Source organism: Tropicibacter sp. Alg240-R139 (genome assembly GCF_900537075.1).
In the GTDB taxonomy this organism is placed as follows: Bacteria; Pseudomonadota; Alphaproteobacteria; order Rhodobacterales; family Rhodobacteraceae; genus Falsiruegeria.
This window is the reverse complement of the sequence record NZ_UNRA01000004.1, coordinates 73,718-91,944: the sequence shown is the minus strand read 5'-3', so window position 1 is coordinate 91,944 and position 18,227 is coordinate 73,718. Positions and strand designations below refer to the sequence as shown.

Genomic DNA, 18,227 nt, shown 5'->3' with positions numbered 1-18,227 from the left:
GTTTGTCGTTCCCCCGAATCCGACCTATGCCAGACAAGCGAAAAGCATGCTTCTGTAGCGTTTTCTTGATTAGCTCCCGTTATCTCAGCATGATCGGGTTATGGTAAACGATATTAGCAAGTGGCTGAGAGATCTCAAACTAGGTCAGTACACTGACGCTTTTGCGGAAAATGACGTCGACGCGCGCGTCTTACCGCTTTTGACAAACGACGACCTTAAGGAGCTGGGGGTTAGCCTTGGCCATCGAAGAATCATTTTGGCCGCCGTTCAAGAGCTGACTGATGGGCAAGCGTTGCCAAGATCAAGTTCTGCACCAAGCCTTCGGACGGAAGAAAATGACCGAACACCCGACCCTAATGCTCGACCAGAAGAACATCCGTCAATTGGAGGCCCCGCAACCAAAGGCACCGCTGAACGGCGCCATCTGACAGTCATGTTCGCAGATTTGGTTGGTTCCACCGAACTGACCAATCAGCTTGATCCCGAAGACATGCGAGAGTTGCTCCAGACCTATCAGGATGCCGTTGCAGGAGCCGTGAGCAGGTATGGTGGATACGTCGCGAAATATCTGGGCGATGGCCTTCTTGTGTTTTTTGGCTGGCCTACGGCCTACGAGGATCATGCAATCCGCGCAGTTAAAGCCGGTCTTGAAGCCATCAGACGAGTCCATGAGCTCAAAGCACCAGATGGTGAGCGCCTGTCGGCCAGGTTGGGCATCGCAAGCGGTGACGTCGTGGTTGGCGACACAATTGGCGAAAACACTTACGAAGAAGGCGCCATGACCGGTCCGATCGTCAACCTCGCCGCACGAATTCAAGAGCTCGCAGAACCCAACACGATTGTCTTGCCGGCAGAAGAAACCGAAGCCGCCGTGCGTCGGGTATTCGAGTGCTCGTCTCTCGGGCAAACCCACCTGAAAGGGTTCGATGAGCCACGAACATTGTTGCGGGTGATCGCGGAACACAGCGCGGAAAGCCGCTTTCGAGCGGCTCATAGGAACGACAGCGTTACAGAAACGATTGGCCGGGATTACGAAAAAGGTATCCTATTACAGTCATGGCACCGCGCCCAAAATGGTCACGGGGAAGTTGTCATGCTGGCTGGTGAAGCCGGAATCGGAAAATCCAGGCTGACCGAAGACATCCTTTCCGAAGTGGCTGCAAATGGCATGGCCGACGTCATAAGGCTGAACTGTTCTCCTTACCTGTCCAGTAGCCCCTTCCATCCAGTCACCCAGAGAATATCTCAAGACGCCGGTGTCGAGCCGGATTTTGATGACGACCAAATCCTTGAACACGTACGGAAAGTGCTGGAAACCCGTGATGGCTTGAACGTGGATCAGGTTTTGCCCGCCTTCGCAGCGCTGGTGGCACCACGTAGCGCTCCCGCGCGAAAGGTGCTCGACCTGTCGCCGCAAGAACAGCGCGACATCACAATTCAAACTTTGGTCCAAACAGTGCAGGTACGGTCAAGTGTTTGCCCTGTTATCCTGTGCGTCGAAGACGCGCATTGGATCGACCCATCTACGCAAGCACTTTTGGATCGCTTCAAGGCAATCTGCGCCGACCTGCCCTTGATGATCCTGATAACCCACAGGCCCGGCTGGGAACTGGTCCGCGACGATGGCGACGCACATGTTCAAACGCTACAACTGCGCCGGTTCGACACAGCCGATGTATCTAACCTGGTGTGCAGAATTACAGGACGTACACCTGACGACGAACTGATCGCCGCGATTGTAGAGAAGACCGACGGTATACCCCTGTTTGTAGAAGAATTGACAAGGGCACTCGTCGAGGCCGGTGAACAGCGGCAAGTCAACGTTCCATCATCATTGAAAGGTGCGCTGATGGCCCGTCTTGATGCGGTTACACCAGAGGCCAAACAGGCGGCTCTATCCGGTTCCGTCATCGGTCGTGAATTCGAACCAACGTTGCTTTGTGCAGCGATGGGAATTGACAAGGGTGACCTTCAATCCCGCCTGGAAGAATTGTCTCGCACGGGTTTGGTTTATGAAAGCGGCCACAACCGGGGGCATTTCGTGTTCCGGCACGCTCTCATCCGTGACACCGCTTACAACTCTATGTTGGGCTCTACCCGAAGAGAACAGCATGCGAACGTCGCCCGTGCTTTGACACAACTACGTTCGGCAGAAATTGAACGCCGCCCCGAGTTGGTCGCCCGACACCTTTCAGAAGCTCAAGATTGGAGTGCTGCTTTCGACCGGTGGCACTCTGCGGCCGAAATGGCGCTGGCCCGGTCCGCGAGCCAAGAGGCGATGGTCAACGCCCACGAAACTATGAAAGCTGCAGAAGAGCTGACATCTGAGACAGGCATTGAGACGATCAAGAGCAAAATCCTGATTGGACGTAGCCATGACAGTCTGGGCCAGTTGCCCGAGGGTATTTCAATCCTGAAAGAAGCCGCCGACACAGCCCAAGAAATCGGCAATGTGGAACTCGCAGCTGATGCTGCGCATCACTTTGCCGACTCGTGCATGATGTCGAGCGAGCGATACGGCGAGGCCATTGGGCTTTGCCGAGACGTGCTGAAAGATTTGCCGACAAGCGACGAGGTTCGCCAATGCAGATTGATGAGCCAGCTTGCACGCGCCTATATGTTCGTTGGTCAGTTTGTCGAAGGCACGCGCTATGGACAGCAATCGATGGAACTGGCAGCGCGCCTAGGTGACCACAAGTCTCAGTTCTCTGTCATGATGATGCATTTTGGGGCACCTTTCGTGGCAAGAAAGGAAAGCGAGGCGCAGAACTGGCGTGAAAATCTGAAAGCAATGCATCAGGTCGCCGAAAAGTTAGGCACTATTGACCAGGGGCGCAACCGGACGCTCAGCCTGTTTGTTGGGGCCGAAATGGCCGACCGTCAATTGATGGACCGCTCGCTCGAACGTCTGACCGAGATATCGACCAAGGACAATCATCTACAGCTTTACTGGGTTCAAAAACACGCACAAGCCATGGTTGCGATCATGGAAGGTGATTTTCACCAGGCTGAACTGCACGCGACAGAGGCCGTGAACATCGGTCGAAAAACACACGGCAAGCATGTCGAAGGTGTCTTTGGTGTTCAAATGTTCACGATCCGCCGCGAGCAAAGCCGCCTGCACGAAGTTGCATCGGTTATGAAGCGGTTGATGACGGAAAGCCCCGAAGATGTGGCCTGGAAACCGGGCTTTGGCCTAATTGCCGCAGAACTGGGGTTCAGGGATCACGCCGGGCGTATTCTGAACGAAGTCGCTGAAGGTGGTTTCGTTCTGCCACCGGACGCAATGTATTCGACAACATTATCATACCTTTCGGACATCTGCGTCGCTGTGGAACATCTGGAATATGCAGAGACGATCTACAATTTGCTCAAACCTTACGAAGATCTGACAATCACGGCTGGGGCAACGACAGTATGCACCGGCGCGGCAGCCCGGCGATTGGGCAATCTGGCTGCAGTATTGCGGGACTGGGACACAGCTGAAAGGATGTTCCAGAAGGCGATTGAGATTGACACACGCATGAAGTCCCCGCCCTGGATTGCACACAGCAAAGCGGCGTATGCATCCGCCCTAAGAGGTCGTGGGAGCACGAGTGATACAAGGCGGGCGTTTCAACTGGAAGCCGAAGCGTTGGCAATTTCACAGGAACTGAGTATGGTTTCCCTAAGGTCAAAGCTCGAAGGAGTTGCAAGCTAAGGTCCGTTTAATGCCTGGGGGGAGCATTATGCCAAGATACATTATTGAAAGAAATTATGTCGAACAGCTGAATGTCAGCGACGAGGACAAAATTCACATCAAAGAGATAAACGACGATATCGGCATAGAGTGGATTTTTTCGTTTCTCAGCGCGGACAAGCGCAAGACGTATTGCTTGTACGAAGCCCCTGATGAGGAAAGCCTGCGACAGGCTGCTGAAAGGCTGAACATTCCCGCAGACGTGATAACGCCTGTAGACCGGATTGATCCAGGAATATTCGCCTGATCCCCATAACGATTTTACGACTGCAATATCATCCTCGTCGCCGGCAACAGGTGAGGTGAGGTGAGGGAATTGCCAAGGTGCTGAGGCAGCCGTGCAAGAAGCCATACCTGAAATAGGGAGGCGATCCATGTACGACCTGAAGTCACTTGATGGAAACACGGCAACTGTGGATCAAGCAGCGCTGGATTTGCTTGATGCATCACTGCGTGGCGCAGTCCATCTGCGAGGCAGCCAAGAATATGACGAAGCCCGGCCAGATGGAACAGCATGGTCGAGCGCCACCCCGGCGTTGTGATCAGGGCAATGGGGGCCAGTGACGTCCAAGTCGCGGTAAACTTTGTGCGCAACGCGGGCCTGATGTTGTCCATAAAATCCGGCGGCCACCAAATCGCGGGGCATGTCGTCGCTGACGACACGGTGCTGCTGGATCTGTCCATGATGCAATCGGTTTATGTGGACCCAGAAGCCAAAACCGCACGCGTGGCTCCGGGGGCATTGCTGGGCGATGTCGACCGGGAAACACAGGCCCATGGGCTTGTCGTACCCACAGGCATAAATTCCACAACCGGAATTGCCGGGCTGACACTTGGCGGTGGGTTCGGATGGACCACGCGCAAGTTCGGCATGACCATAGACAACTTGCTGTCTGCCGAAGTTGTGACAGCAAACGGGGAGATCGTCACAGCATCCCCCAACACTCACCCTGATCTTATTTGGGCAATCCGAGGGGGTGGAGGCAACTTTGGTGTCGTGACATCATTCAAGTTCCAATTGCATGACCTGGGACCGGATGTCCTGCCTGGCTTGATTGTTCACCCGATCGAAAATGCGCCAGAACTGCTGGCAGAGTACGCAAAGATTGCGGACACCTCGCCCGACGAACTCACCGTATGGAGCGTCATGAGAACGGCGCCCCCACTGCCGTTTTTGCCTGAAGAGTGGCACGGGAGGGAAGTTTTGATACTTGCGGCTTGCTACAGTGGCCCAATGGATGAGGGCGAAAAGGCAATGTCAGCCTTACGCGGGCTCGGGGAACCGATTGCCGATGTCATCTCACCTCACAAGTTCGTGGATTGGCAAGCAGCATTCGATCCATTGCTGACGCCGGGTGCTCGGAAGTACGGGAAAAGCCATGATTTCTTCGGGCTTACTTCGGACGCGATTGCAGGGCTTTTGGACGGTATTTCCAATTTTCGCGACCCCGCATGCGAAGCTTTTATCGCCCACGTGGGTGGCGCGAGGCTTTCACGAATTAAAGGAACCTACGATTCCGGCAACAAGTTCAGGCCAAACCACAACATATTGCCCTCATAAATGGGTAAAATGGCAGGCTAGGCCGAGCGGCTGCAACGCTACTTTCAGGCCTCCTCAGGATGTCTGCCACACATATGACTGGGATGTACTCTGTCCTTTCCCTGCCCTTCGCAGCGGCTAGAGCCGACCTATACCTGTGTCGGCCCATAGCCTTGCAACTGCCAGCTAGTGTCAGATTGCCAGATCAAGGCGTGGCTTCCAGAACGGGCGGAACAGCTCGATTTTGGGGCAACGGTTCATGACCACTTTTAGCCCCGCGTCTTCGGCGAGTTTTGCCGCGTCGTCGTCATAAACACCAATCTGCCCCCATAATACCTTTGCACCAATGGCAATGGCCTGTTCGGTGATGGCAAACAGCTCTTCTTTGGGGCGAAAAACCTCGACCATGTCGACGGGGCGGTCGATCTTTTCCAACGAGTGAAATACGGGAATGCCGCGGATCTCTGTCAGATTTGGGTTCGGGTTCACCGGGATCATATCGTATCCTGTTTCGTGCAAAACCCGAAGCACGCCGTAGCTGAACTTGGTCTTGTCAGCACTGGCCCCGACCATGGCAATGGATTTGACCGATTTTAGAATATCGGCCAGAAATTTGGGATCATAGTCATACAGGTCGTCCAAGGCAGCCGCAGGCATGGCTCAGGCCTCCTTCTTCGGTTTTGACCCAAGCGCTTCATCGCTTGAGGGCAACGGTGTCGCGATGTCCGCTTTCAGCTCATGTGGTTCCAGCGGATCAAGAAAGGGGTTGCGGTACAGCATGTCGTGGCTTTCGACGCCGATTTCCAACGTGCAGTCGGTTGTCGCGCGGGCAACGCACAGCAGGACATAGCCGTTGTTGATCTGACGGTTGCTCAGCGCAACCTGGCGCCGTTGATCGACTTCGCCAGTAGTCAGTTTGGCCGCACAAGTGATGCAGCCACCGTATTTGCAGCCGTACGGCAGATCGACCCCCTGCTCGCGCAGCGTATTCAACAAGGGGCGGCGGGCATCGACGCTATAGGTTGCCCCGTCGCGGTTGGCGATTGTTATTGTGTGGCTCAAGGTCACAGCCAGATATCGCTGGTGCAATCGCCACCGGGGTAGCGGGTTTCGTGGCAACGGCTGGGCCCATTGGGTTCCTTGCCGAAATCCACGATGAAATCCTTGTTGATCTTCATGCCGCCGTTTTCGACATCGCAATCGATCATGACCATAACGCCTCCTTGCGTGCGAATTTCGGGGTAAAACTGGTTGTCCCACGTCGAAAACAATGAAGTTGTGACGTAGAGCCGCTTTCCATCAAGCGAAAGCTGGTACATCTGCGGCCCACCCGCGACCTTCACGCCGTTGACCTCAGGCGCTTTGCCCAACAACCCGCCCATCCAGACCTGCCCGGTCAAGACGGGGTTATGGGGATCCTCGATATTGTATTGGCGCATGTCCCCGTGCAGCCAATTGTTGAGGTAAAGAAATTTGTCATCCATCGATACCAAGATCGCTGACATTACCCCCGGCACGGGGATTGGCCATTCGGGATGTGGTTCGTTCTCCACATCGATGATTTTTTCCCATTCCCATTTGCCGGCATCGGATTTCCAGAAATGGATGACATTGGCGCTTAGCGCTGCGCCGCAAAATCCGTGGGTGCTGTCAGGGTTGTGATGGAACTTCACCTCAAGCGGGATCAAGCCATCTTCGCCCAGATACATAGTCTCGATCGGTACGCGCTTTTCAAAGTCCCAGATATGCAGGCGGCGACCATATTTTAGATGCCCAACCTCTTCGAGGTCAAAACCCGGCATGAAGGTGTTTGGCGCCGCCCATTCCGAAGACACCATTACGTTATGGCGCGGCTGGTACCAAAAATCATAGCCGAACGGGATATCACCCATAGAGTTTTCCCAACGCCCGACAATCTCGAATTCTTTGTTGAGATGCAGATAGCCACCCGGTGCCTCACCTTTCGCGTCACCAAGGAAAGAAATGATAATCTCGGACCCTAGGCAATGCACAGTATGGGGACCGCTGAGGTCGGTCTTTGACTTGATCTCGGCCCCATCTATCACCTTGTGCAGGCGCGGCGCACGCGGATCGGTTGCGGTGTCGATGATGTGAATGTTGTTTGACCGTACACCGGGCACCAGCAGGTACTTTCGAGACATGCCAGCATCATCATGGCAGGACGAACAGGCATTCCACCCCATGTGATGCAGTTCGTCCCCAATACCAGGCATTTCAAGACGGTGAATGACCTGGGAATAGGTCGCGCTGTCGGGATCAGCGTCTACAGTGGCCAAATAGTCTGGCTTTTGAATGCCGGTGCCCGTGTAGATCGCGATCGTGTACAGCAGTTTCTCGCGGGGGGCCTTGATTGCCTCAGCCGGGCTTGCATAGCCGGGGCCGCAGCATGTGCCATCCATCATCACATTCCTCCCTTGTGAAACCACCTATATTCTCGTAATTCGATAATTAGATTCTCACAAGGTAAAATCATGCATCTCGAACGCCTCACGTCGATCCTGGAAATTGTAGGACAGAAAGGCGAGGCCACCGTGGCCCAGATCTGTACGCATGCTGACCTGCCCAAACCCTCTGCCTACAGATTGGTACAGGACCTTGTCTCTGCCGACCTGTTGACCCCATCAGCACGAGGCCGGTTTGCTATTGGTGCCCGACTAAAACGGATCACCCTGCGTGATCTGTCCGATCCGGCGCTTTTGGAAGTTATCACACCTGTTCTTGCGCGCGCCGCAACGGATCAAGGTGCAGCTTTCTTTCTGTCGCGTCTACGCGGGCAACGGGTGGAAATCATCCACGTCGCTACCCCTGAAAACGGCGTGTCGTATTTGCATCCAGGTTTAGGCAAACGGCCACTGCACGCCTGCTCGTGCTCCAAAGTGATTGCGGCCTTCTCGCCCGAATTGCTGTCAAAGCACGACCTTCAGGGTCGTCTCAAGAAATACACGGAAAGTACGATCACCAATCTCCAGGATTTGGAGACGGAGTTCGACGTAATTCGCAAGCAAGGGTACGCTGAATGCGTCGAAGAGCTTGAACGCGGTATGTGCTCTGTCGCGGCCATCTTGACCGAAACTGGACCCGGTGCGACACTTTCCATCGGTGCCACGGCGTCCACGCGGGTGTTCAACGATGCGGCACGAGAAGAAATTGGCCGAACCTTACAGGCAATGTCGCGAAAACTTTCAACCACACTAGGGTGGAGCGAAACCTAACCCAGCTTACAAACGGGATAAGGCAACAGTCGTTGATGAGATGGCTGATGATCGCAAGGTTCGCATGTGGCTGCCTTTGCACTGAAGGGAATTGTGGAAAAAGGGGATTGAAGATGTCAGACGGAATGCTTGGGACCTTTTTCGCGATCAACGTCCTACCCATACATCGAAAGGCCTTTTTGGACGCAAGCATCTTTGTGGCGCAAAGCGTAATAAGTGAGGAACAAGGCGTCTTCCAGTTTCACGTCATGGTGGATACCGCCAATCCGAACCGTTTCTATTTCTACGAAGTGTTTCGGGATGAAGCCGCCGCCCATGCACACAGGGAAACATCCGCTTTCAAGAATTGGTGGGAGACTGTCCAACCCCTTCTGGACGGTGAGTTGGAAACGATTGCGAATATGCGCTCTCTGTTTCCAACGGCCAAAGGTTTCCAAGCGCAAAAGCCTGGGCTGCTGCAATGGTGAGCCCCGATTGGCGAAAACGGCTCACCAGCTTTGCAACAGGACAAGAGCATCCTGCCAATACGGACTGTCCTTGGCGAATTGAGACGCCTCGTCCATCAGCTCGTACGACTTGGTATCACGCGAGGTCAGGCTAACGGTATTGGCAAGAGGCGGGTCCAGTCGAACAAGGCGATCATCCAGGACCAGCTTCGCGATCCAATATTGGTTTTCGGCCGACGTGGTCAACCCGAGATCCAGCAATGCCCCCCCAGGGGCGTCCGAGGTCAGGCCGAACCATTTGAGAAGACCCCAGTCATCGGGGTTTTTCACCATCTCTTCAGAGATCGAGATGGGTTGACGTCCGGTTCCAATTGAAATGACTTCTATGTCTGAAAGATCATTTGCGTGCCCCGCAGCGATTGCAACATTGATCCCGTTCAAAACCGGATTGTTGGCAAAAACGCCCCCGTCGATAAAATAACCGTAATCATGACCCTCAGAAACAATCTGGTGCGGCGGAAAAAACGTCGGGGCCGCCGAAGTGGCCATGGCCATATCCAGCAATTTGACGGTGCTCAGGTTCAACCAATCATCCCTGCTCAGTTCCTGGTTCGTCAGAGTGAACGGGGCCCAGCCGACACGATTGCTCCAGTGCAAACAGACTGCCGGTACCGCCAACACAATATCGGGTGGGATTGACCCAAGCTCCCGGTCGCCAACCAACGACTTGCCAATTTCTGCCAAACCCGTCGAGGTGAACTGCGACGATCTGATGCCTGGCCCATCGCCAAAACCGAATTTGTGCGCCATCGCATCAAACGATCTGTCGAATATGTTATGATAATTCTCACGGAATATTTTGTCAGCCTGATTTCTGTAAATGGATGTGATCTCATCCAACAAAGCCCCCAGATCCTTGCCCTGAGATCTGCCATCGGCCAATGCAACAGCTATCAACCCACCCGTAGACGTTCCGATAAACCCATCTACTTTGTCCAGAAATCCGGTCTCTTTGTGCAGCCCACTCAAGATCAGACAGGTCAGATAGCCTCTGACCCCACCACCGTCACAGGACAAGAGTTTGAATGCCATCGGACCCCTCCTGACCGAGCAGATTGCAATCACCTTAAGCACGTAGAAACGGCAATCGAAGACAGTTTTCACAGATAAATTCGAGCTGCGAACTCGCCAGTGAAACAAGCCAAGGGTCAGTCTTGCTTGCCCCTGACGATGCTCACAATGATCACCTTCAACCCGCTTTTGTTACAATAAGACGCGATTCTGCGCAAATTGTTACGCTTTTTCGTGTAATGATATTCAAATTGGAGAATCTGTGAGGTTGGATATGAACGATCAGACGATTGCAGCAGACCTAGTAAGAGCGCTCCAGCGACCCGATGGTGATCTTGACCTCCGCCCTGTTCACACGATGGGCATCGGGATGAGCGGACATTTCATAGCTTCAGACGTTGCCCCCAACTTTTGCACGGCGGCCCATTTTCAGGGCGCCAAAATTCCGGTTACGGGCCGGTTCTCGAATGGATCGGGCAGCGCGACGGAACGTGATGATTGGTCAGACGTGCGGGGCATGGCAATCCGGTTCCACCTGCCCGATGGCACTGCGACCGATCTGCTTGGAATGACGTTGCCCGCGTTTTTTGGGCCAACCAAGAAAACGGCGCTGGCATTCATCAATGCGTCCCCAGCAATCCCATATTTTCGTGAAAACGCATGGGCAAAGATATTTGACTATCTGCGAATGATGATACCCAAACGCAATCCCTACCCTAACGAAACCTTGAGCCCGGACGAGGGTGCGTTCGATTTTGCAAACAAGAACCGGTTCTCACAGCTTCCGATTTTTGGAGCAGCCACAATCGGAGCACCAACAGGATATACCCGTGCCGATTACCATGCGGTGCATACGTTCATTATCACATCTCCTGATGGCGTACGCCGGTATGTCCGGTTCACGTGGCAGCCGATTTCTGGCGTTCAGCCGAGAAGGCTGACCAAAGAACCTGACAACAACTATCTGCACGACGAACTGAGAGCCCGGCTGGATGGCGACGGGGAAGCGCAGTTCTCGTTGATGATGCAGCTTGGCGAAGCGGGCGATGACTATAACGATTGTTCGCGACCCTGGCCGCCCCACAGAATCCGGATACTTATGGGGACACTGACGCTGGACAAGGTCGCCGAAGATCAAACCGCAGATTGCGAAGATCTGAGCTTCAATCCGGGGCTTCTGACGAAGGGTATTGAACCCTCTGACGACCCGATCCTGGCCGCCCGGCGGGATGCTTATGAAATTTCAAGCGAGTGGCGCAAGGCCACACGCTGCCCGTTTGCGAAGGATTGAAATTATGGCGAACGAAGAAAGCTGGTTTGATCGTTATGTTGATTCACTGCCCGAGCGTGGGTGGTTCAAGTTTCTTTCCAAAAATGTCGTGCTTCCATATTGGGCAATGAAGGCCCCTGCCCCCAAGATGCCTGGCGGGCCACGCGAAACGCAGCAAAACAGCGAAAACGTGCAGAGGATGATGAACCTCGTCATGCCGCTCAAGGACAGCTCATCTATTGGGCGGGCCAAGGCCGCATTGGCCATTGCGCAGAACGTTGACGAGATTTTCGCCGGTCTGGACAATGTTGGCACAGTTCACTTTGCCCGCTTCCTGATTTTGGGGGACAATTTGTGCATGATTTCGGTCTATGACGGTGATTTCAGCAACTACATCCGTGACTTCATAATCACGATCGGCAGCGTTTTCGATGACGTGATGACCGTGGTCGAGGGCGGTGATGAGATGATACCTACGGCGCACAACATCGAAAAGTTCATCGATTGGGTTCACGCACACGATCTCTTTCAAGCGCCCGATTATCCAACCGATGTGTTTGAGCTTTTGGACGAAGCACGCGGGGTATCAAAAGATAGCCCGCCCCATGATCTAAAGACCTTGCCGCGCGAGCTTATTCTGTTGCTGCACGCAAATCCCGATCTGTCGTTGGGTGGCGGCTATCGTGCCTACCCCGGTTATTCAGCAGCGCAAGTGCGCGGCAAATTTGGAGTAGGCTGGTGACAAAAGAGTTCAACCACGAAGACGTGCAAGGCAACATCCTGCGTGGGTATTCCCTTAACCGTGTGCGCCACCTCGTGCTGGAAGTCACAAACCGGACACTGGCGCGTCAGTTTTTGGCCGCCGCGGTGTCCGGCACAACGGACGCAGTGCCAACTATTACCCGCGAATCCTCTGAAAAATGGGCAGACCCGCCGGATCTGTGCTTCAACATTGGCGTGACCTTTGCCGGATTGCGGGCTTTAGGTGTAACGCAGGATCACTTGGATACATTCCCGACTGAGTTCCGTCAGGGAATGACGAAACGCGCAGCCAAGATTGGCGACTTCGGGGACAGTGCGCCGAAGAACTGGGCAGAACCGTTCAACCAACCTGATCGAGTACATCTGATCGCGTCTATCTACAGCGACACCGACGAGCAGCTTGAAAAAGTTGAACAGGTGCAAGCACAAGTCGCCAAGGCCTTCGGTGTCATTGGCGTTCAAGACGGGCGTAACCTGCCTGAAGGTAAAGTCTTTTTTGGGTATCGCGACAGCATTTCGCAGCCGCGTTTTGCCCATGTGATCAATCCGGACCGCGCGAATGACAATGAACCGATCAACCCTCTAGGGACAGTTCTACTGGGGTATCCGACACACTACGAAGGTCTTCTGTTTCGGGTCCCGAACCCTGATGAGTTGGGGCGCAATGGCGCATTCAATGCCTTTCGCGTGCTGGCTCAGGACACGGTCGGGTTTGAGAAATACCTTTCGACTGCCGCTACTGAATTGGAGAACCACCCAGAAGTGGATCACCTGCTTCCTCCAGGAGCCGAAGAGAACATATTTGGAATGAAGGATAATAGACACGGTGCGCTTCGCGAGGTTGTGGCAGCCCAGATGTGCGGGCGTTGGCGCAACGGGATGCCTTATGAAAAGTCTCCCAATTCGACCGGACCTATACCGGACACCCCTGGCTTCCTGACCAACTTTGACTACGACCGCGAGTCGCGTTGCCCGGCTGGGTCGCACACCCGCCGCGCCAATCCGCGCAACGGTCATATCGTACAGCGCATGTCGAATTATTCTCGACGTATCGTAAGACGTGGCATGTCTTATGGACCGGATTTTGACCCCGCCAACCTCGACGAAGCAAACAATCCGGAACGCGGTCTGCTGGGTAATTTCTTATGCGCCAATCTGGGCGCCCAGTTCGAAGCGGTGATGTGTGACTGGATCAACGTCGGCTTGCAAAACCCTGATATCACGGGTGCTGACGACCCACTACTGGGCGCAAACGAGCCGGAAACAAGCTGGTTTGATCTTACGCTTGCGAATGGTGGATCGATCCGATTGCGTGGCTTTCCACGCTTTATCAAAGCGCGCGGTGGCGCATACACCTTCCTGCCCAGCCTGTCGGCAATTGCCTATCTGTCGCAGCTTGACACGTAATCAGGGGCCGACTGTGGCTTTGAGTTACTTGGCTGCTTCAAGTTCGGCCAGTGCCACATCAATGCGGGTCAGGAAGGGGGACGGGCCGATCTGTTCGGCAATACGGCGCGCGTCACGCAGGTGTTCGACGGCCAACCCCTTCTTTTTCTTAAGCTTGTACAGCAGACCAAGGATCATCTGACCCCGCGCGAAATAGTACCCATCTCGGTCAAACTGTGGATTAGCGCAGGCCTGGTCGATCAACTTGATGATGCGTCCGGCCCCGAACGTAAAAACCCAACTCAGCGATCTTATGTTGCGGAACAACAGACCCAGAGACGCCTCGCCTTCGCCAGAAAGGATGCCAAGATAAAGCTCTCCAAGGAATAGGCGATACCAGTCCGCGGCAAGACCATAGCCCTCCTGCTCACGTCGACCGATGGCGTCTTCCATGTGGCGCAAACCTTCGTCGATGCGCCCATTCATCGTCAGGGCGACGCCCAGCATCATGTCCGGGCCTGACAAAAACATTCCCCATCCGTCTTCTTCGCATTTGGAGATGAACCGATTGACCTCGTCAATGGCCTCCGGCCGTTCAAGTGGAACCAACGCCGCGGTGCGCGCAGCCTCGGCCGAGGCGCGTTCGAATTCGGCATGCGATACCTTTAACGCTTGTTCCGCGATCTCCAGCGCCTTGGCGTGATCGTCGTTGAGCATAGCGATCAGCGCGTTGAGAGCCGTCGCATAGCCCAATGATCGCGGATCATTCTTGGCTTCTCCAAGATCCACCATGCGTTTTGTCGCGTCATACGCATGAGCGAACCGTCCCCGACTCGTCTCATTCCAGGCCAATATTGCCAGGAAAAAGTTCTGCAAATAGGCGTCTTCGACACTGCCCATTACCACTTCTGCCTCGCGTCTCTTGGCCTCAAAAGCCTCATTGGATAGGTGTCCAAAAAAGCAAGAAACCGAAAGTTCACTGACAAGCGCATAGGCCGCTGCTTCCGGCGTATCCTGTCGCTCGGCCATCGCGGTCAAATCTTGTTGGGTTTGAAACGCATCTACGTAACGACCGTTGTAAACAAGGCAAGCGATGTAGTGATGTAGGAAGACGACATGCTGATAGGTGTCACCCAATCGACCCAGGATTGGTCGGACTTGGGGTGCCAATTCGATAAATTCCGTGATCTTCAAAGAGATATTCGAACAGGTCGAGTAGTCGACAAGAAATGCCGCAAATTCGTGGTCGTTCGCGCAGCCCGGATCGCTTTGGTACAGGCTAAGTGCACTTTCGAAATACCTGTTCGCATCCCCGAGAGAGTAAACACCAAGGCTCCTGGCACCGGCCAACGCGTTGTATTTGAACGCAAGGTCCCCGCGCTCGGTCCGCAAATAGTGATGTGCCAGTGCGCCCGCGACTTCTCCGACACGATTGTCGTTTCGCTGCTCCAGAGCCGCCGCAATGGCCAAGTGCAATTCGGACGCCCGCTCTGCCAACAAACTTTGATACACGGTGTCGCGTAACAGAACGTGTTTGAACGCATAATCAGAAGATCCGTCGTCACGGTGAATCAGATCCTGGGTCTGCAACCGGCGAAGCGCTTCGCCTACGGAGCCGTCGGTCTTGACAACGGACGTCAGCAAGCCCGGATCAAAGCGCCGGCCGATCACCGAAGCCGCCTGCAGCAACGCTTTGTCAGCGGGTTCAAGCTGGTCCATGCGTACCGTGAACAGGCTACGCATGCTTTCGGGCAACCCACTTGAAGCGAGATCAATATCGAAATTGGCATTTTCTGCATCGACGCTTAGCGCCCCCTTGCTGATCAAGAAAGACAAGATCTCTTCACCAAAGAGTGGATTGCCTCCCGCACGCTCGCTCACTTGTTCGACAAGGTTAGAGGGGAGGTTGTCGACTTGCAGACGGGTCTGAACGAGGTGCCCAATTTCACTAGAGGACAGCGGCAAGAGGGCGACTTCGGTCACTCTGGAATTCTCGATCCAACTCGGTTCATATTCTGGACGCCTTGTATGCAGAACAAAGAGGTTGTTGGGTTCGCCATCTTCAACGATTTTGCCCAGAAATTCTGCCGAAGCACTGTCGATCCAATGAATATCCTCGATCAAGAAGATGACCACAGAGTTGGCGCATTCCGCCTTCAACATAGCACGCAACAAATTGCGTGTGCGATGTCCGATCAAAACACCATCAAGACCGTCAAGCGATCCAGCGGGCGGTTCTTTTCCCAAAAGGTTCAGCAACAAGCCCAGGCTCTCTGGGTCATCCAAGCCCAAGCCGAGTAGCCCCCTTTGCAGTTTTTGTGAAATCTCTGCGGGTTCATCTTCAGAGCGGATTTGAAACGCCTCATTGACGACCTCAAGAAATGGAAAAAACGGAACCTGGGTGCGATCGGCAGCACAATGCCCGCGAAAAAGACGCGCTTCTTTTGGATTTATGCGCTGCAAAAACTCGAAAACCAGCCGCGTTTTTCCTAACCCTGCTTCACCGGCAAGGTCTACGACCTTCAAGTCTCCAACAGCTTCGGAGAATTTGGCGGAGATTGCTGCGAGTTCCTTTTCGCGACCAACGAAATGGCTTAATCCCCGAGCAACAGATCCATCGAAACGGGAAGCAGCTTTGCGTATCGCCAGCAGATTCCACAGCTTCCGATGCTTTGACACGCCTTTGATTTCATACTCGCCATCAAAATTCAGATCGACCTGCCCTTCGACTAGCCGTCTTGTCGTGTCACAAATCAGGCAGTTTCCCGCAGCGGCCAAGTTCTGAATGCGCGAGGCCAAATTCACTGTATTCCCGACAGCTGTCGCCGGTGCATCCTGCCCCTCAATCGACGCCATCAATGCAACACCTGAGCTTACCCCAACCCTCATGCGCGGTCGAAGTCCAAACCGGCGTTCAATCTCGTCAGCCGCTTCCGCAAAAGCTGTTTGAATGGCTAAAGCTGCGCGACAAGCCCGCAAAGCGCCGTCTTCCAGCGCCTCGGGAAGGCCAAAGAGGGCCATAACGCTGTCGCCGCCATAGCTGCTGATAGTGCCGCCATGTTCAACGACGGTATCAGCCATGAGGTTGTAAATCACCTGCGCGAACGGCAGCGTTCCGTCCTCTCCCAACCGTTCTACAGCGGCCGTGAAACCGACCATATCTGCGAACAGAACGGAGACCTGACGCCGCTCCCCCACGTGTGTCATTGATCCAGAAGCAATGCAGTTGCCCCCCTAAAGATTAGGTTAACGGCATTAACTCTTTACGACAACCTTCGGCGAATAGGCGCGTTTCCCGCCTGAACGATCAGCAATTTAAGTTAGTGTGGCCCCAGCATATTCAAGCCGTAAACGCCAAATTCAAACCTTTTCTTGGCCAACGCGCCTTATAGATTTTTCGCGAACTCGACGCCGTGATCCAAAGATCCTGCATATCGGTTCCCCCAAAGCAGAAGTTGGTCACGAACAGCGCCGGAATCGGGACATGTTCAAACGTGCCGTCATTGGGTTCAAAGACGGTGATGCCGCCATTGAAAATGGTGCCGACACAGACTTTCCCACTCGCCTCTACCTTCAGACTATCAAGCCATTGATAGATGGATTGATGCACCGGAAGAGATTGCACAATCCGACCGGGCATGTCGGGCAATGGTCCGGGTTCGACCTCGCCGGGGCCTTTAATGTCCAGCGCCCAAAGGCGGCTAAAAATAGTATCCGAGACATAGACCGTCTTTCCATCTGGTGACAGCCCCACACCATTCGCCATGGGTATTGTGGCAACCTTTTTCAGCGGCTGACCGTCTATCGTCCCATAGTACAAAGCGCCCTTGTATTGGACGTCCTCATCTTGATAACCGGAATCGGTGAACCAAAAACCACCTTCTTTGTCGAACACGATGTCATCAGGCGCGAGCAATTTTTCCTTGGACCAGGGTGAAGGGTAGAGAGTTGTGACATTGCCGTTACTCAGATCAACCCGCTGTATCGAGCCACCGGTGTAATTGGGCCGGCTTGGCCATGGCACATTTGCCGTCCCTCCGGGAACGGGAACCTCCTTGAACGTATAGACACCGCCATTGTTGCAGACATAAGCTGCGCTGTCGGGCCCAATCGCCACTCCGTTTGGGCCACCAGGTATTTCGGCGACAGTCCTGATCGTCCCATCGGAGGTGACCTTCGACAAGGTCTCTTTCTCGATGTCGACAAACAACAACGAACCATCGTTCATTGCAACAGGACCTTCGGGGAAGCCAATGTCTGAGGGGCCGGCCACTTCTTCTAGGTGCAATTCCAAATCCAATGACATTCAGTTGTCTCCCTCTATTTGACTATTTTACAAATCGGCGTGGCCCAGAAAAAGATGGCGTCAAGAACTACAAAAAATGTCCAGTTGGACATGCGCGCCTGTATTTTTTGGGTAAGCTTGCGCCAAAGGCGCTCAAACAACAAGTTCCGTGTATCTCCCCGTCAGATGCTTGAATACGACCAACAAGGCAGCCTGCACAAATGTCGACATCTGATCGTGTCCCTCGAACAGCTGAATTCTTACCAGGTTCGTGCAGATCTACTTGGCAAAAAAACAAATGAAAATTTGGTGCAGGAACAGAAATTGCTGCACGCTCTAATACTGCACAAGATCAGGGTGCCAGTGACGTCGCCCCCGAAAAGCCGACGGACCGCAGAGAAGGTTTCGTGATTTATGTGTCTTCGAAGCAGGCGGAATTGGCTGACGAGTCTGCGGCCGTTCGAAAAGGGTACCTGCGATCTGTCATCAACAGGA

General features: G+C 54.1%; 16 protein-coding genes and 1 pseudogene. 11 read left to right on the top strand and 6 right to left on the bottom strand.

From position 1 onward, the window contains the following. Nucleotides 1-100: 100 nt before the first annotated feature. From G6R15_RS23130 to G6R15_RS16125, 5 genes and pseudogenes are all read left to right on the top strand, one after another. Nucleotides 101-265, top strand: a pseudogene (locus G6R15_RS23130) (SAM domain-containing protein); the annotation flags it as partial. Between the two features lie 168 nt (nucleotides 266-433). After that, entirely contained in the window at nucleotides 434-3,700 is a 3,267-nt protein-coding gene (locus G6R15_RS16135; RefSeq protein ID WP_240336787.1) for an adenylate/guanylate cyclase domain-containing protein, read from the top strand. A 28-nt stretch (nucleotides 3,701-3,728) separates the two neighbouring features. After that, entirely contained in the window at nucleotides 3,729-3,986 is a 258-nt protein-coding gene (locus G6R15_RS16130) for a DUF4242 domain-containing protein (RefSeq protein WP_164661011.1), read from the top strand. 127 nt (nucleotides 3,987-4,113) lie between these two features. Then, nucleotides 4,114-4,281, top strand: a complete 168-nt coding sequence (locus G6R15_RS22930; RefSeq protein WP_240336786.1) for a hypothetical protein — start codon at nucleotides 4,114-4,116, stop codon at nucleotides 4,279-4,281. Beyond that, the gene (locus G6R15_RS16125) at nucleotides 4,254-5,300 is read left to right on the top strand and encodes an FAD-binding oxidoreductase (RefSeq protein WP_306432351.1); all 1,047 of its coding nucleotides are present in this window, start codon (nucleotides 4,254-4,256) and stop codon (nucleotides 5,298-5,300) included. Before G6R15_RS22930 ends, G6R15_RS16125 begins: the two co-directional genes overlap by 28 nt. Before the next feature lie 171 nt (nucleotides 5,301-5,471). Here the strand turns inward: G6R15_RS16125 and G6R15_RS16120 are convergent, their stop codons facing one another. From G6R15_RS16120 to G6R15_RS16110, 3 genes are read right to left on the bottom strand one after another with little or no spacing between them, the layout of a single operon-like run. After that, nucleotides 5,472-5,936, bottom strand: coding sequence for a CoA-binding protein (locus G6R15_RS16120; RefSeq protein WP_164661010.1), 465 nt, complete (start codon nucleotides 5,934-5,936; stop codon nucleotides 5,472-5,474). Nucleotides 5,937-5,939: 3 nt separating this feature from the next. Beyond that, on the bottom strand, nucleotides 5,940-6,347 hold the full coding sequence (locus tag G6R15_RS16115) for a 2Fe-2S iron-sulfur cluster-binding protein (protein WP_164661009.1): 408 nt from the start codon (nucleotides 6,345-6,347) through the stop codon (nucleotides 5,940-5,942). Then, a complete protein-coding gene (locus G6R15_RS16110; RefSeq protein WP_164661008.1) occupies nucleotides 6,344-7,702 on the bottom strand; it encodes a selenium-binding family protein in 1,359 nt (452 codons plus the stop codon). The genes G6R15_RS16115 and G6R15_RS16110 overlap by 4 nt, the downstream gene beginning before the upstream one ends. 69 nt (nucleotides 7,703-7,771) lie before the next feature. Here G6R15_RS16110 and G6R15_RS16105 point away from each other — a divergent pair, with 69 nt between their 5' ends. Next, on the top strand, nucleotides 7,772-8,512 hold the full coding sequence (locus G6R15_RS16105; protein WP_164661007.1) for an IclR family transcriptional regulator: 741 nt from the start codon (nucleotides 7,772-7,774) through the stop codon (nucleotides 8,510-8,512). Nucleotides 8,513-8,625: 113 nt separating this feature from the next. Continuing rightward, the gene (locus G6R15_RS16100; RefSeq protein ID WP_164661006.1) at nucleotides 8,626-8,979 is read left to right on the top strand and encodes a putative quinol monooxygenase; all 354 of its coding nucleotides are present in this window, start codon (nucleotides 8,626-8,628) and stop codon (nucleotides 8,977-8,979) included. Nucleotides 8,980-9,000: 21 nt separating this feature from the next. Here the strand turns inward: G6R15_RS16100 and G6R15_RS16095 are convergent, their stop codons facing one another. Further along, nucleotides 9,001-10,050 carry a patatin-like phospholipase family protein gene (locus G6R15_RS16095; RefSeq protein WP_164661005.1) on the bottom strand — a complete coding sequence of 350 codons (1,050 nt, stop codon included), beginning with the start codon at nucleotides 10,048-10,050 and terminating at the stop codon, nucleotides 9,001-9,003. Between the two features lie 253 nt (nucleotides 10,051-10,303). Between G6R15_RS16095 and G6R15_RS16090 the strand changes: the two genes are divergently transcribed. The 3 genes from G6R15_RS16090 (at nucleotide 10,304) to G6R15_RS16080 (ending at nucleotide 13,468) form a co-directional block, all read left to right on the top strand. After that, nucleotides 10,304-11,320 carry a catalase gene (locus tag G6R15_RS16090; RefSeq protein WP_255456177.1) on the top strand — a complete coding sequence of 339 codons (1,017 nt, stop codon included), beginning with the start codon at nucleotides 10,304-10,306 and terminating at the stop codon, nucleotides 11,318-11,320. A 106-nt stretch (nucleotides 11,321-11,426) separates the two neighbouring features. Beyond that, entirely contained in the window at nucleotides 11,427-12,041 is a 615-nt protein-coding gene (locus G6R15_RS16085) for a hypothetical protein (protein WP_164661003.1), read from the top strand. Next, entirely contained in the window at nucleotides 12,038-13,468 is a 1,431-nt protein-coding gene (locus tag G6R15_RS16080) for a hypothetical protein (RefSeq protein ID WP_164661002.1), read from the top strand. Before G6R15_RS16085 ends, G6R15_RS16080 begins: the two co-directional genes overlap by 4 nt. A gap of 24 nt (nucleotides 13,469-13,492) precedes the next feature. Here G6R15_RS16080 and G6R15_RS16075 read toward each other — a convergent pair whose 3' ends face one another. Next, nucleotides 13,493-16,654 (bottom strand): AAA family ATPase, encoded by a 3,162-nt coding sequence (locus G6R15_RS16075; protein WP_164661001.1) that lies wholly within the window; start codon nucleotides 16,652-16,654, stop codon nucleotides 13,493-13,495. A 133-nt stretch (nucleotides 16,655-16,787) separates the two neighbouring features. Continuing rightward, complete coding sequence (locus G6R15_RS16070) at nucleotides 16,788-17,753, bottom strand: SMP-30/gluconolactonase/LRE family protein (RefSeq protein ID WP_164661000.1); 966 nt, start codon at nucleotides 17,751-17,753, stop codon at nucleotides 16,788-16,790. Nucleotides 17,754-17,792: 39 nt separating this feature from the next. Here G6R15_RS16070 and G6R15_RS16065 point away from each other — a divergent pair, with 39 nt between their 5' ends. Continuing rightward, on the top strand, nucleotides 17,793-18,143 hold the full coding sequence (locus G6R15_RS16065) for a hypothetical protein (protein WP_164660999.1): 351 nt from the start codon (nucleotides 17,793-17,795) through the stop codon (nucleotides 18,141-18,143). Nucleotides 18,144-18,227 lie beyond the last annotated feature (84 nt).

Coding starts and splice junctions, on each gene's coding strand:
- G6R15_RS16135 (WP_240336787.1), top strand. CDS start 434: ATGTTCGCAGATTTGGTTGGTTCCACCGAACTGACCAATCAGCTTGAT.
- G6R15_RS16130 (WP_164661011.1), top strand. CDS start 3,729: ATGCCAAGATACATTATTGAAAGAAATTATGTCGAACAGCTGAATGTC.
- G6R15_RS22930 (WP_240336786.1), top strand. CDS start 4,114: ATGTACGACCTGAAGTCACTTGATGGAAACACGGCAACTGTGGATCAA.
- G6R15_RS16125 (WP_306432351.1), top strand. CDS start 4,254: ATGGTCGAGCGCCACCCCGGCGTTGTGATCAGGGCAATGGGGGCCAGT.
- G6R15_RS16120 (WP_164661010.1), bottom strand. CDS start 5,936: ATGCCTGCGGCTGCCTTGGACGACCTGTATGACTATGATCCCAAATTT.
- G6R15_RS16110 (WP_164661008.1), bottom strand. CDS start 7,702: ATGATGGATGGCACATGCTGCGGCCCCGGCTATGCAAGCCCGGCTGAG.
- G6R15_RS16105 (WP_164661007.1), top strand. CDS start 7,772: ATGCATCTCGAACGCCTCACGTCGATCCTGGAAATTGTAGGACAGAAA.
- G6R15_RS16100 (WP_164661006.1), top strand. CDS start 8,626: ATGTCAGACGGAATGCTTGGGACCTTTTTCGCGATCAACGTCCTACCC.
- G6R15_RS16095 (WP_164661005.1), bottom strand. CDS start 10,050: ATGGCATTCAAACTCTTGTCCTGTGACGGTGGTGGGGTCAGAGGCTAT.
- G6R15_RS16090 (WP_255456177.1), top strand. CDS start 10,304: ATGAACGATCAGACGATTGCAGCAGACCTAGTAAGAGCGCTCCAGCGA.
- G6R15_RS16085 (WP_164661003.1), top strand. CDS start 11,427: ATGAAGGCCCCTGCCCCCAAGATGCCTGGCGGGCCACGCGAAACGCAG.
- G6R15_RS16075 (WP_164661001.1), bottom strand. CDS start 16,654: ATGACACACGTGGGGGAGCGGCGTCAGGTCTCCGTTCTGTTCGCAGAT.
- G6R15_RS16070 (WP_164661000.1), bottom strand. CDS start 17,753: ATGTCATTGGATTTGGAATTGCACCTAGAAGAAGTGGCCGGCCCCTCA.